The organism is Kribbella steppae (assembly GCF_004342025.1).
In the GTDB taxonomy this organism is placed as follows: Bacteria; Actinomycetota; Actinomycetes; order Propionibacteriales; family Kribbellaceae; genus Kribbella; species Kribbella steppae.
On the sequence record NZ_SLWN01000028.1, the window covers coordinates 22,398 to 36,028 of the forward strand.

A 13,631-nucleotide genomic window follows, 5' to 3' on the forward strand; every position below is an offset into this window, starting at 1 on the left:
TACATGCGATCCCATCGAATGAGCCTTGCTCATGCCGAGGTCAACACCGCGCGGCTTCTGGAGAAGGTGATCGATGCCGCGCCCGACTTCGACCTGATCGAAATCGAAGGTGACGCAGCCTTTCTCGCTCGTCAGGCCGACACGTTGGACAGTGACGCAACGGTCGCCCTGACCCTCCAGGCCGCAATGGCCATGCACCAGGCGTTCCACCTCGAGCGGCACTATGTCGCGACCAACCTGTGCCCGTGCAGCAGTTGCACCCAGGCGAACAACCTGAAGCTCAAGTTCGTCGCGCACATCGGCGAGGTCGCCACCCAGACCATCAGGCAGCGGCGCAAGCTCGTTGGGATCGACGTCATCCTCGTCCATCGGCTGCTGAAGAACCCTGTCAAGGTCCCCGAGTACCTGCTCCTCTCCGACGAGCTCTACCACACCACAAGCACCCCGATGCCTGATCCCGCGCACGAGGTGTCTCAGGACCTCGAAGGGATCGGCCCGGTCCGGGCGTACTTCGTGGACTTGGCGGGCGTCCCGGGTTCGCTTCCTCCCCTGCCGGAACCATCCTTGCTCGGACGCGTCGGGCGGACCTTGGCCGTCGCCGGCTCCGGCCTGCCGCACATGCTGGGCCTACGCCGCCGACGTCGTACCGCCTCCGCTTTTTGACGTCTGCCGAGTCCGTACCCGGAAGTCCTCGAAAATTCCGGAGGCGGTGTCGGATCCGGTCAGAGGTGTTCGTAGAAGGGGTGAGCGGCCGCCCACGCGGGGCGCCACGAACCACAGGAGACGAACCATGTTCGGAGCACCGTTGACACCAGACTCGATCAAGGCGGAGACGGCCTACCGGCTGGAGCGGACCAAGCGTGCGTTCTGGTTCGCGCGCCGCCGGGAGCGCCCGGAGCAGGCCGGCCGGCCCCAGCCGCGACGGGCTCGCCACGCCCTCCGGCCTACCGCCGCGCCATGACGGCCCCGAACGCCGTGGCGGGAGGGTTGGGCGGGTGATGCTCGGGCTTGTAGCTTGCAGTGGACCGTGACACCGCCCGAGGAGGTGAGACCCATGAGCGCTGTATCGATGTGGGTGCTCCCCCTTCCCGTCATGGTCGGGCGATTGAGGTAGGTGTCGCCGGGAGCGCCTCGCCAACAAGGGCACTCCCGAAAGGCAACACCTATGCACTCGCCGCAGTTCACCGCCGAGCCGCCCCTCATGTTCGACGTGATCATTGCCGGGTGCGGGCCGACTGGCGCGATGCTGGCCGCCGAACTACGGCTGCACGATGTGCGGGTCCTCGTTCTGGAGAAGGAAACCGAGCCCGTGTCGTTCGTCCGCATCGTCGGTCTGCACATTCGCAGTATCGAGCTGATGGCGATGCGCGGACTGCTCGATCGCCTTCTCGCACGCGGGAGGCAGCGTCCGGCCGGCGGATTCTTTGCCGCCATCACCAAACCCGCGCCCGAGGGCCTGGATTCCGCGCACGCCTATTTGCTGGACATCCCGCAGCCGGTCATCGTTGACCTGCTCGAAGAACATGCGATCGAACTGGGTGCGCAGGTACGGCGCGGTTGTTCGGTGGCCGATTTCGAGCAGGACGACGAGGGTGTGACCGTCGAGCTGGCCGACGGAGAACAGCTGCGTTCGCGCTATCTCGTCGGCTGTGACGGCGGGCGCAGTACGGTGCGCAAACTGCTCGGCGTCGGCTTCCCCGGCGAGCCCTCGCGGACCGAGACGCTGATGGGCGAGATGGAAGTGGTGCGCCGCAGGAGGAGATCGCCGCCAAGGTGACCGAAGCCCGCGAGACCAACAAGACTTTCAGTCTCGGGCCCTTCGGCGAAGGGGTCTATCGCGTCGTAGTCCCCGTCGCGGGAGTCAGCGACGATCGCGCGAAAGCGCCCACCCTCGAGGATTTCAAACAGCAGTTGCCAACTGATATCGCCTGAGCAACGAAAATGGTTGACAAGCTGACCGTGGGTACGGCGAACGTCGTACCGGAGCTCTCAGGGCTGGAGATGATCCTCGGATCGTTCAGCAGGTCGTCCGCCAGCGGTACTGAGTGCGGGTGGGAGCCACCGAGCGAGAAGCCGGCGTAACTTTTCGGGTCCGCCGGGTATCGAAGTAGGCAGGATTAGTACTTCGTACTGCGACCCGAGAGGTTGGTCATGTCCGGTCGACTGAGCAAGGCGGCGGTTGCCGCGCTCCTGGTAGTGGGAGTCACCCCTGGGGCCGCGCAAGCGGTGGGTGCGGGGACGTCTGCGACAGCGCAGGCGTCGGCTGGTTGTTACGTCCATGTCGGATCCGTGACCGCCGGGGGTGATCACTCGGGCAAGATGGTCACCGTCGGCGCAGCGCCGTCCGACCGGTTGGACACCGGTGTCTACCCGGACGGCGCGGTCCGGGTCAGCGGGTCGCTGGAAGCGGATCCGGACATCATCGGGTACGGCGCGTGGATCGGCGGGTACACCGTGCTGGGCTCGTCCATGTACTCCACCTCCTACTACATCACCCTGGAGGGGGACGTCGACCGGACCAGGCCGACCACCTACCTGGTCGGTGGCGGCTGGGGTGACACGACCTTCTTCGAGACCACCCGCTTCTGGGACTACCCCAAACTGCCGAACCTGATCAGGCAGTACCAACTGCGGGCCGACGGGACCCTGAGCCGTTGGGACATGCAATACAACAACGCCAACAGCACGGTGAAGTGGGCGAACAAGCAGTCCGCGAGCGGGTTCGCCGCGGTGAAGACGATGGCGCTGATCAGCCAGACCCTGACCTACGACACCTTCCTGGCCAACACCCGCGGCGGCGCGCTCTACACGATCCGCGTCCCCCGCACCTCACCGATGAAGCCGATCGTCAAGAAGGTGCGCGCCTCGACCTGGCAGGCGTTCGACGCGCTCGTGGCCGAGAAGTGCGGTCAGTACGGCACGATGCTGGTCGGCATCGACAAGGACACCAAGTCCGCGTACGCGTACGCCGTCGGCCACGCGAACGGCACGGCCACCGTGATCCAGGGGCTCGGCAAGGTGCCGGCCACATTCGCCGATCCGGTGTACTTCCGGCGCCAGCTCAGGCAGGGCGACGCCCAGATGCTGTTCGGGGAGTGACCCGGTTCTCGCCGACGGGAGGATCCTCAGGTGACGGGTACATGGCGAGTCAGCGGCAAGCGCCACTCAAATCAGCGGGTTCGGGGTCTCCAAGCGTCCTTGAGTCGCTCGTATTCTTCGGCCGTCACCGGCAGCACGACGCCGTGACAGGGGTCTTCCGGCAGGCGGTGTTCCTTGGCGGGGATCCACTCACCGCCGGCGAGGTCGGTCGTCTCGAAGGGGACGTACCGGCGGTCGGACGTGAACTCGTCGATCCAGAGATACCACTTGTCCTCGGTGTTCGACTTGTACACCAGCGGGCCCTCCCCCTGGATGATCGTGTCCAGGCCGATGCCTTCGGCTACCGGCTTCCACTCGGCGGCCGTCAGCGAGGTCGAGGTTTCGCAGAACACCGACTTGCCGAACGGCACATCGCCGCTGCGGCTGCGTTCATCCTTCAGGAAGCGGTAGTAGACGCCCTCGTGGTCGATCACGGTGGTATCGATCGTGTGCCATCCTCGGTCGATCCACACCCGCGGCTCGGAGAACTCCCGGAAGTCGCGGGTCGTCGCGTACATGATCCGGTTGTAGCTCTCCCCCTCGTGTCCGGCGTTGTCGTAGAGCGTCGAGGACCAGTGGACGAGGTAGGCATCCTGCTCGGGGTCCCAGAGCGCCTCGGGGGCCCAGGTGTTGCCGGCCTCTGGCGGTGCGACCTCGACGAGTCGGCCCTCACCCCAGTTCACCAGATCCGCGGACTCCCACACCATGATCGAGCGGCTGCCCCGGCGCTGGTGCCGGTCCCAATCGCGGTTGGCGTACAGGCGCAGGTCGGTCGCGACCAGGTAGAACCGATCGCCTTGCGGGGAACGGACGATGTGCGGGTCGCGGACACCGCATTCGCCCAAGGTGGAGTGCAGGACCGGCGTGCCACCGTTGAGGTCGTCGAAATGCAGCGGGTCGTTGCCGTCGCTCAAGGCGAAGTAGATCTGTTCACCGTCGGCTGATTCGCGCTTGAAGTGGGCGTAGAGGTAGCCCACATATTCAGGCTGCTTTCCGTCGGCTGTCATCGGACTGAATCATCCTTCTGGGTCGCGGGTTGGTGCGAACGCCGCACCGGGAAGTACACGGTGTACGGCTCGTCGCGGATCTCGGCGAGTGGCATGAAGCGCAGACCGCTGGTCTGGCCAACGGTTCGGTATGTCCCGGTCCGCCACCAGCTGTGGTGTCGCTCCTGGTCAGGTGTCAGGAACGACGTCGGATTCGCCGGATCGCCGTACAGCATGGTCTCCTGCTCGGTCAGCCCGGCCAGGACGATCGGGCCGTCGAGCACAGCCACCATGTCCGGTCGGTCGGGCAACGGTACTGTGGTCAGTCCTGACGGCACCGTCAGCCGGATGCGTTGTGAGCTCCACGTCCGCGACAACACAATCCAGCCGTTCCGGACCTCGACCGGACATGGCTTCCCGTCAACCTCGAGCACCGGCGAACCGGCAGCCCAGAGCGGGACCCGAAGCCGGACCTCGAAGGCGGACGGTCGCTCACACCGTACGTCGACGACGTAGACCCGGTCGTTCGGCCGTCGGTCCGGCAGCGGCCGTGACGACAGCTCCTGGATTCCGGCGGCGCCGTGGAAGGTCTGCCGTTGTCCGAGAGCGACCCCATGGTCGGTGTCCGCGGCGATCGCGAGTTCGACGCGACCACCGAACAGGTCGGTCCAGGACACGACCGAATCCAGGTACTGGCAGATCGAGATCCCGGTGTCGTCGACGTACACCGCGGCCTCGTCGATCGAGGCGTGTGCTTGGAGCAGAGTGCCGTGACAGCACCAGAAGTCCTCGGTCGGCCGCCCCCACCGTTTGCGGCTTGCAGTTGCTAAAGGCAAGAAGTACGCCGGCATGCCGGTGTCCGGATGTTGCTGGGCCCAGATCCCGTTGACCAGATTGCGTTCCCAGTAGTCCCCGTAGCGGTGATCTCCCGTCCACCGGAACAGCACGGCGGCAAGGCGCATCAGGTTGTAGACGAGGCAATGCTCCTGGACCGCGTGCAGACGTGCGGACTGCTCGCCGGCCGGCTGCCACACCTCACCGCAGCTACTACCACCGGTGCAGTAGGTTCCGCGTGAGTCCACAGCGGAGTCCCAGAAGGCTTCGACGATGTCGCGCCACCGCTGTTCTCCGGTGACCTCCCATGCCCTGGCCGCGCCCAGGATCTCCGCGATCTGCGTGTTGGCGTGCTTGTTGGTCAGCACATCGGCACCGGCGAGTAGTGGCTCGAAGAACCGGCGGCGGTCGTACCGTTCGATCAGCTCAGCAACTGCCTGATCGCCGGTGATGTCGTAGAGGTCCGCGAAGACCTCGAGCAGTCCTCCGGTCTCGTGGTCGAGTACGTCGTCGAACTCGTCGCGAGACAGCCGGCCGGACCACCGATGGAACCACCGGGCGAACGCCGAGGCGACCTCGAGCGCCTGTCCGTTGCGGGCGATCCGGTACTGGTCGACCAGCCCCATCAGCGTTTTGTGAACCACGTACTGAGGCGCCCACACCGGCCGCCCCGTGGCCAGCCGGTCGAAGTACACCGGCGGGATCGACCCGGCCCACTCCCCTCCGTTGGCCTGCTGACATGCGGCGAGCTCGGCGACGATCCGCCCGGCTCGTGCCGCCACCTCGCCGTCGTCCTCGCCGACCCGCGCCGCGGCCGACAGCCAATGCCCGAGGATGTGGCCCCGCAGATCGCAGGTCGGCGACTCCCATCCCCAGTGCCAGGTCTCCGGGCCGTCCGGCGACACGACGCCCACCGTCGTGCCCCACGAGCCGGAGTAGCTCCACAGACCAGCCTCGGCCCGGTAGGGCCGCAGCAGGTTGTCGGCGCTGAGGCTTCGAAGGTAGCGAGCGTTGAGCAACCATCGATGCCTGGCCGGACCGTCCGACAGCGTCGTTCGACCGCCCGACGCGCGGACCGTGCGCAGCATGTCAGCCGGCGCGGAGGTCGACAGCAAGGCAGTTCGCGACGTCAACCGGAGGGGCCTCGGGGAGCCGGACGACCAGAATTCCGTGCGCCTGCTCGAAGGGAACGGGGCCGTGGCCGAGCAGCCGGACGCCGCTCGCCACCTCATGGTCTGCGAGGCTGCGAATCACGGCGCGACCGTCGGCAGGCCAGGCCAACTGGAATACGTACACAGTGTTGTCCCGGCGGGTGAACCGGAAGTCGGAACTCGTCCAGTTCACGCGGTCTTCGGTGAAGCCGTCGATGATCACGCTCGAAGGTCCCTCACCGAATACCCGGAACGGTCTCGTGCCGTAGATGCCTTCGCCGCAAACGTGGATCCAGGCACCGAGGTCGTCGAGCACTTGCGAACATTCGAGGTCGAGCGTGCCGTCCGGCAACTGCGGAACGTTGAGCAGGAGGTTGCCGTTCTTCGACACGATGTCGACGAGCATCTCGATCACATGTGGTGCGGTCTTGTAGCTGTCGCGGACGTTGTAGAACCAGTCGCCGACCGAGGTGTCGGTCTGCCATGGCGCAGGGTGGATGCCGGGAGTCTGGCTGCGCTCGATGTCCAGCACACCGACCGCGCTCACCTCAGGTCGACGATCCTTCTGCTGGTAGACAGCACGGTTCGCCCCGTGAATCCGCGCACTGGTGTTGTAGAGATGGGCGACCGCGCTGAGCCCCGGTGCGTAGCCGACGTCACCGAACGGCAGCGGCCCGTCGGAATACAGCAAGTCGGGCTGGTACCGGTCGATCATCTCGGTCACCGCCTCGAGCCAGTACCTGTGCCACTCGGGATCCTTGACGTACCACGGGTCCGGAACCTCCACGTCCTGTGTGGGCAGGAACCGGCTGTTGTCGAGGTACAGGTCCCGGTTGACGGGATCGGCTCCGTCGTACGGCACGCCGGCGAGCGGCCCGACCGTGTCGCTGCCCTTGTTGACCGCCATCCAGCCCAACGCGGCACCGAGATGCTCGGTGATCCCGAACGGCAGTCCGCGCTCGTCCGCGGCGCCCTTCCAGGAGGCCAGGATGTCCTGACCCGGCCCGATCTTCACGGAGTTCCAGCGATTCACTGACGACTCGTAGTTGAAGAAGTTGTCGTGATGGACGGCCTGCGCCACGAAGTACCGTGCACCGGCCGCCACGAACTGGTCGATCAAGGCGTCCGGATCGAACCGCTCCGCCTTCCACTGCCGGACGACGTCCTTGTATCCGAACTCCGACGGGTGTCCGTACGTGCGCAGGTGGTAGCGGTACTGATCGCTGCCCTCCCGGTACATGTTGCGTGCGTACCAGTCGCCGTACCTTGGCACCGACTGTGGTCCCCAGTGCGACCAGATGCCGAGCTTCGCGTCGCGGAACCAGTCAGGGCATTCGAACGTGGCCAGGGACTCGAAGGTTGCATCGAACGGCACTGATGGCTCCTCATCGGTGATCTGGGTGTGGACCGGCCGGCGTCCTCCGGCCGGTCCAGGGTTGACCTACTTGTTGGGCATCTTGTCGTAAGCGGTTTGCTGGATCTCGAGGTAGCGCTTCAGGCCGAGACCCTCCAGGCCCTTGACATAGGCGTCCCACTCACTGTCGATGTTCTTCGAGCCGGTGATGAACTGCAGCGCGTTCTGCTGCACGTAGTTCTCGATGTTGGTCTGCAAGGTGGCGACCTCACCGGCCAGGGACGGGTCGATCCATACCTTCCAGTACGGGTAGATCAGCGACTTGTCCTCCTTGCCCTCGTACAGCTTGGTTGCCTCGAACAACCGCCGCTCGTACCCGGCCGGGCTGTAGATGTCGGTCCCGATCGCCTCGGAGTTGCGGTACTTCTCGGTGTTGTTGTACTGCGCCAGCGCCTGCCACCCGGAGTTCGGCGGAGTACCACCCTCCGGCTGCGGGATCGTCTTGTACGTCGGCTTCAGTGACTTGTCGAGCGCGACGTCTCCGGGCTCTGCCCTCTTCCAGGTCTTGCCCTCGGTGCCCCAGAAGGCGTTCATCTGCCCTTCGTCGGTGAAGATGTAGTCGAGCAGCTTGATCGCCTGGATCTGCTCCTCCTGGGTGGCCTTGTTCGTCAGCACGAACGTCGCACCCGGCGCGCTCGGGAAGTTGTACCCGGTGTGGTTCACTCCCTTCGGTCCGGTGAGCGGCGGAACGGCGTCGTACTGCTTCTGCCGACCGTCAGGCAAGTCGCTCATCGCGATGCCGAAGTGCAGCACGGCGGCCGAGCCGAGGAGAGGCACCTTGCCACTGTCACCCTGTTGCTGCAGCGCGTCCGGGTTCTGGGTGAAGGCGCCCTTGTCGATCAGGCCCTCCTTGTAGAGCGAGTTCAGGTACGCCAGACCCTCACGCCAGCCGTCCTTGTTGGCCTGCAGGTCGACCTTGCCGTCCTTCAGGACCAGGGTCGAGTTGTTGTTGCCGCTGGTGCCCTGCGGGTCGTAGATGAAGGCGTTCATGAAGTACGGGATCAGTGCGTCTCGCACGCTCGCGCTGAGCGGGATCTCGTCAGCCTTCCCGTTCCCGTTCGGGTCCTGGGTCTTGAAGGCCCGCAGCACGTTGCGCATGTCTTCGGTGGTCTTCGGCTGCTCGAGCCCGAGTTTCTTCAGCCAGGTGCTGTTCATCCACAGCTTGCCCTGGTACGTGCAGTGGTAGCAGTCGACCCACTGCGGCATGCCGTAGATCTTGCCGTCCGGCGCGGTCGCCATCGCCTTCCACTCCGGCTCCGCGTCGAGGGCCTTCTTGATGTTCGGCCCGTACTGGTCGATCAGCTGGTTCAGCGGTACGAGGACACCCTGGTTGCCCAGCTTGAGCAGCTCGGCCGGGGTGAACTGGTCGACCCACGGGATGAGCAGATACAGGTCCGGGTAGTCACCGCTGGCTAGCGAGATCTGCCGCTTCTCCTTGGCCGGCCCGCCGTCGAACGTGGTGGTCTGCCACTTGAAACTCATGTTGAATTGCTGCTTCACCTTCTTGGTGAAGTCGTTCGTGGACAGGTTCCAGTCAGCGGCCTGGGGTGCGAAGACGTCCAGTGTGACGGCCGGGTTGCCGGTCACGGTGGGCAGCGGCTTGCTCTCGTCCGCGGTCGTGTCAGACCCGCTGCACGCGGCCAAACCGAGTGCCAGCGCGCAGAGCCCGGCGACCGCCGCGGACTTGGTTCTCCTGAGCTGAGTTGTCATGTTGTCCCTCACAGGGGTAGAGATGGTGCGAAGGATCAGCCCTTGACGGCGCCGATCATGATTCCCTTGGTGAAATAGCGCGCCACGAACGGGTAGATGAGCAGCACCGGCACACTGGCCACGACGATCAGCGAGTACTTGAGCAGATCGGCCAGTTGCTGGCGTTGGAGGACGACGGAAGCGTCGATCGCGCCGCCGCTGTAGGTGTTGAGGATCAGGATGTTGCGCAGCACGATCTGCAGCGGGAACAGGTCGGGGTTCTTCAGGTAGATCAGCGCGTCGAAGTAGGAGTTCCACTGGTAGATCGCGTACATCAGCGCGATGACGGCGATCATCGGCTTGGCCAGCGGGATCACCACCGACCAGAGGAACCGCAGGTCGCCGCAACCGTCGAGCTGCGCGGCCTCGGCCAGTTCATCGGGGATCACGGTGCGGAAATACGTCCGCGCGATGATCACCTGCCAGACCCCGATCGCCTGCGGGACGATCAGTGCCCACCGGGTGTCCAGCAATCCGACCTGCTGGACCACCAGGTACGTCGGGATCAGCCCGCCGGTGAACAGCATGGTGAACAGGATCACGCTCATCACCAGGTTCCGCCCGACGAGCGTACGGCGCGACATCGGATAGGCGATCGCGATCGTCATCACGACACTGACGACCGTGCCGACCACCGTGTAGAACAACGAGTTGGCGTAGCCCTGGATGATCTGCGGGTTCTCGAACACCGCCTTGTATCCACGCAGCGAGAACTCCACCGGCCAGAAAAGCACCCGCCCGGACGACACCGCCTCGGGGCTGCTGAACGAACTCGCCACGATGTAGATCAGCGGCAGCAGAACGACCGCCAGAAACACCGACAGCAGCAGGTAGACGCAGAACATGAACCATCGGTCCGTGCGCGAATCCCGGATCCGCCGCGCCCGCGCCGCCCGGCGCTCGGACTGCTTGCTCGGCATCGTTCGTACTTCGCTTTGGACGCTCATGACCACAGTCCGTTTCCGGTGATCCGCTTGGCGATCGTGTTGACCGCCAGCAGCAGGACCAGGTTGATGACGGAGTTGAACAGACCGACAGCGGTGGCCAGGCTGAAGTCGGCGTTCAGCAGGCCGGTCTTGTACACATAGGTGGCGATGATCTCGGATTCGCTGAGATTCAGCGGGTTCTGCAGCAGGAACGCCTTCTCGAAGCCGATCGCCATGATGTTGCCGACAGCAAGGACCAGGATGATCACCGCGGTCGGCATGATGCCTGGCAGATCCACGTGCCGGATCCGCTGCAGCCGGGTCGCGCCGTCGATCCTGGCCGACTCGTGCAACGCCGGGTCGACGCCGGCCAGCGCCGCGAGGTAGATCACCGCCGAGTACCCGGTGGTCTGCCAGACGTCCGACCAGACATAGATGTGCCGGAAGTAGTCCGGGTTGCCGAGGAAGTCGATCGCCGGCACGCCGAAGAATCCGATGGCATCGTTGACGAGGCCCAGCCGCGGCGACAGCATCAGGATCGTCATCGACACCACGACCACCGTCGAGATGAAGTACGGCGCGTACGTCACCAGCTGGACCGTCTTCTTGAACAGACCCAGGCGGACCTCGTTCAGCGCCAGCGCCAGGATGATCGCCAGCGGGAAACTCGCCGCGACCGTGTACACCGACAGCAGGAACGTGTTCTTGACCAGCGTCCAGAACACCGGGTTGGCGAAGAACAGCTCGAAGTTCTGCCAGCCGATCCACGGACTGCCCCAGATGCCCCTGACCACGTTGTAGTTCTTGAACGCGAGCACGGCGTTGGCCATCGGGATGTACTTGAACACCACGAACCACACCAGCGGCACGGTCATCAACAAATACAGCGTCCAATGCCGCTCAAGACTCCGCCGCAGACGGGTGATGGTGACGCGTTCACGCCGCCGCCGACGTCGCTGTGGGGCCGGTGCTTCGCCGACGGGCGGCGGGATGCTTGTCAGGACTGCCATCAGGGTCTCCTCCTTCCTCGGGCCGGGTCAGCTCAAGCTCAGACGGTGGGCTGTGTGGGCTGTCAGCTGGACGGCGATCCGCTCGTCACCGTGGCGGACGACGCGTTCCTGGTCCCGATCCGCGGTGAGCACCACGTCGATGCCGTCCGCGCGCCACGCGATGTCCACGGTGACGCCGCCCCGGGCGCGGAGACCCGTCACCCGGCCGGTCGGCCAGTCGTCCGGGCGGGCCGGCAGCGCCTCGATCTCGCCGGTGTGGCTCTGCAGCAGCATCTCCGCGATTCCCGCGGTCGCTCCGAAGTTGCCGTCGATCTGGAACGGCGGATGGGCGCAGAACAGGTTCGGGTAGACACCCGCGCCACTGCCCACGTAGTCCGTCGAGGTGTCGTCGGCCGGGCTCAGGAAGGCGCGCACCAGCCGATGCGCCGCGGCCGCGTCGCGCAGCCGGGCCCGCAGGTTGATCTTCCACGCCAGGGACCAGCCGGTGGCCTGATCGCCACGCAGGTCAAGCGTGCGTGCGGCCGCCGCCGCGAGGGCCGGAGTGCCGTCCGGAGTGATCGCATCGCCGGGGTGAAGGCCGACCAGATGCGACATGTGCCGGTGGTGCGGGTCCTCCTCGGGCAGATCCGCGGCCCACTCCTGAAGTTGCCCACGGCTACCGATCGGCGGATCCGGGATCCGCTTGCGGGCCAGGACGAGGCGCTCGACCAGTGGATCGATCAACCCCAGGAGTCCGGCGGTCTGCGCACACCGGTCGAACAGATCCGCGATCAGAGCCAGGTCCATCGTCGCCGAGACTGTCACCGACGCGGGCTTGCCGTCATCGGTCAGGTAGTCGTTCTCCGGCGAGGTCGATGGCGACGTACCCAGACTCCCGTCCGGCAGCTCGACCAGCCAGTCGAGGCAGAATTCCGCGGCGCCTCGCAGCACCGGCCACGCACGGCCGAGGAACTCCAGGTCGCCAGTGAACGCGTAGTGATCCCACAGGTGGCGGACCAGCCAGGCACCGGCCATCGGCCAGTTGGACCACCGCGGGTCTCCCTCGACGGGAAGCGTCCAGCACCACGCGTCCGCGTTGTGATGAGCCGTCCAGCCACCGCAGCCGTAGCGCTCCTCCGCGGTACGGCGACCTGCCTCGGCGAGGTGGCCGAGGAAGTCGAGCAGCGGTTCGTGGCACTCGGGAAGACTCGTGGTCTCGGCCGGCCAGTAGTTCATCTCGGTGTTGATGTTGACCGTGAAGTTCGAGCTCCAGGGCGGCCGGAGGATGTCGTTCCAGATCCCCTGCAGGTTGGTCGGCAGCCCTCCAGGGCGCGAACTCGCGATCATCAGGTAGCGCCCGTAGTTGAACACCAGCGCCGCCAGCGCTGGGTCGTCGCCGTGCTGGGTCAACCGCACGTCGGTGGGCAGATCCGCCACGTCCGGAGAACCGGCCAGCTCGAGCGACGCGCGGCGGAACAATCCCTGGTGATCCTCGGTGTGCTCGGTGAGGAGTTCGCCGTACTCACGGCCGAGCGCGGCGCGCACCTTCTCGTCGGCGGCCGTCCAGCATTCCTCCGCCGTCCGGGTCGGCACGGCTGACGGACCGTCGTACCCGGTCGCTGTGGAGAGGATCAGAGTCAGCTCGCCGGCTCCCCGGACGGTGAGACCGGTCTCGTCGGCGGTCACCTCACCGTCGGTCCGCGCCCGGAGTGCGATCGCCGCCGCCATCCCGCGATCCGGGCCGTCGGAGTACCGGATCGGCTCCGGTACGTGGCGATGCGGTGGTGCCACATCTGCCGGGGCCTGCAGCAGCAGCCCAACGCCCTCGCCGACCACGTGCGGCCGCGAACGTAATTGCGAGGTCAGCCGCGCGGTGACGCCGAGTGCACCCGGCTTCGACGCGGTCATGCGCAGGACGAGCACCCCGGCCGGCGCGCTCACGAACACTTCCTGCCGGACGGCCACTCCCCCGATCTCGTACTCCGCCGACGCCGTCGCGGTGTCGAGATCGAGCCTCCTGCGGTACTTCGCTGCATCCCCGGCAGCCGGCGTGGAGCCGTCGACCGTGACGTCCAGCAGCAGATCGCCGAGCGGCAGATAGGCCTGGGAGTAGCCGGAATGGAATCCACCGGCCAGCTCATGTGCGCGCCGGATGTCACCGTCGGCCAGAGCCGTGCGGACTGCTCGCACGGCCTCGGCTCCGACGGCACCGAGCGGCTCCGACAGCATCCGCGCCGTCTCCGGACCGCCCGACCAGCAGGTCTCGTCGTTCAAACCGATCCGGTCGGCTCCGACACCTCCGAAGCACATCGCCCCGATCCGGCCGTTGCCCAGCGGCAGTGCCTCCAGCCAGGTTCCGGCGGGCCGGTCGTAGCTCAGACACGTTTCATCCGTCCGGTCCGAGCCCACCAGGTCGCTCATTCCCAGGCACCTCCATCGAGTGT

At 65.9% G+C, this 13,631-nt stretch carries 13 protein-coding genes; 6 read left to right on the plus strand and 7 right to left on the minus strand.

The window, feature by feature from the left end; genetic code table 11:
- Window positions 1–3: 3 nt before the first annotated feature.
- The 6 genes from EV652_RS43095 to EV652_RS43105 all read left to right on the plus strand — a co-directional run bounded on the left by EV652_RS43095 (window position 4) and on the right by EV652_RS43105 (window position 3,099).
- A complete protein-coding gene (locus EV652_RS43095) occupies window positions 4–663 on the plus strand; it encodes a DUF2652 domain-containing protein (RefSeq protein WP_199238724.1) in 660 nt (219 codons plus the stop codon).
- Between the two features lie 127 nt (window positions 664–790).
- Window positions 791–961, plus strand: coding sequence for a hypothetical protein (locus EV652_RS44405; protein ID WP_158441570.1), 171 nt, complete (start codon window positions 791–793; stop codon window positions 959–961).
- A 204-nt stretch (window positions 962–1,165) separates the two neighbouring features.
- On the plus strand, window positions 1,166–1,777 hold the full coding sequence (locus tag EV652_RS43100) for an FAD-dependent monooxygenase (protein ID WP_242002354.1): 612 nt from the start codon (window positions 1,166–1,168) through the stop codon (window positions 1,775–1,777).
- The gene (locus EV652_RS45650) at window positions 1,774–1,932 is read left to right on the plus strand and encodes a hypothetical protein (RefSeq protein WP_242002355.1); all 159 of its coding nucleotides are present in this window, start codon (window positions 1,774–1,776) and stop codon (window positions 1,930–1,932) included. Before EV652_RS43100 ends, EV652_RS45650 begins: the two co-directional genes overlap by 4 nt.
- Before the next feature lie 9 nt (window positions 1,933–1,941).
- The gene (locus EV652_RS44410; RefSeq protein ID WP_158441572.1) at window positions 1,942–2,082 is read left to right on the plus strand and encodes a hypothetical protein; all 141 of its coding nucleotides are present in this window, start codon (window positions 1,942–1,944) and stop codon (window positions 2,080–2,082) included.
- A 69-nt stretch (window positions 2,083–2,151) separates the two neighbouring features.
- Window positions 2,152–3,099, plus strand: a complete 948-nt coding sequence (locus tag EV652_RS43105) for a hypothetical protein (protein ID WP_242002356.1) — start codon at window positions 2,152–2,154, stop codon at window positions 3,097–3,099.
- Between the two features lie 71 nt (window positions 3,100–3,170).
- Here EV652_RS43105 and EV652_RS43110 read toward each other — a convergent pair whose 3' ends face one another.
- The 7 genes from EV652_RS43110 to EV652_RS43140 form a co-directional block, all read right to left on the minus strand.
- Window positions 3,171–4,145, minus strand: coding sequence for a glycoside hydrolase family 43 protein (locus tag EV652_RS43110; RefSeq protein WP_132217027.1), 975 nt, complete (start codon window positions 4,143–4,145; stop codon window positions 3,171–3,173).
- Entirely contained in the window at window positions 4,142–6,091 is a 1,950-nt protein-coding gene (locus EV652_RS43115) for a beta-L-arabinofuranosidase domain-containing protein (RefSeq protein WP_199238725.1), read from the minus strand. Before EV652_RS43115 ends, EV652_RS43110 begins: the two co-directional genes overlap by 4 nt.
- Window positions 6,048–7,484 carry an alpha-L-fucosidase gene (locus EV652_RS43120; protein WP_199238726.1) on the minus strand — a complete coding sequence of 479 codons (1,437 nt, stop codon included), beginning with the start codon at window positions 7,482–7,484 and terminating at the stop codon, window positions 6,048–6,050. Before EV652_RS43120 ends, EV652_RS43115 begins: the two co-directional genes overlap by 44 nt.
- A gap of 66 nt (window positions 7,485–7,550) precedes the next feature.
- Window positions 7,551–9,233: a type 2 periplasmic-binding domain-containing protein gene (locus EV652_RS43125; protein ID WP_132217031.1), complete on the minus strand. Its 1,683-nt coding sequence runs from the start codon at window positions 9,231–9,233 to the stop codon at window positions 7,551–7,553.
- Between the two features lie 35 nt (window positions 9,234–9,268).
- On the minus strand, window positions 9,269–10,219 hold the full coding sequence (locus EV652_RS43130) for a carbohydrate ABC transporter permease (RefSeq protein WP_242002357.1): 951 nt from the start codon (window positions 10,217–10,219) through the stop codon (window positions 9,269–9,271).
- On the minus strand, window positions 10,216–11,208 hold the full coding sequence (locus EV652_RS43135; protein WP_132217033.1) for an ABC transporter permease: 993 nt from the start codon (window positions 11,206–11,208) through the stop codon (window positions 10,216–10,218). Before EV652_RS43135 ends, EV652_RS43130 begins: the two co-directional genes overlap by 4 nt.
- Before the next feature lie 27 nt (window positions 11,209–11,235).
- Window positions 11,236–13,608 (minus strand): glycoside hydrolase family 95 protein, encoded by a 2,373-nt coding sequence (locus EV652_RS43140; RefSeq protein WP_158441574.1) that lies wholly within the window; start codon window positions 13,606–13,608, stop codon window positions 11,236–11,238.
- Window positions 13,609–13,631: the final 23 nt, after the last annotated feature.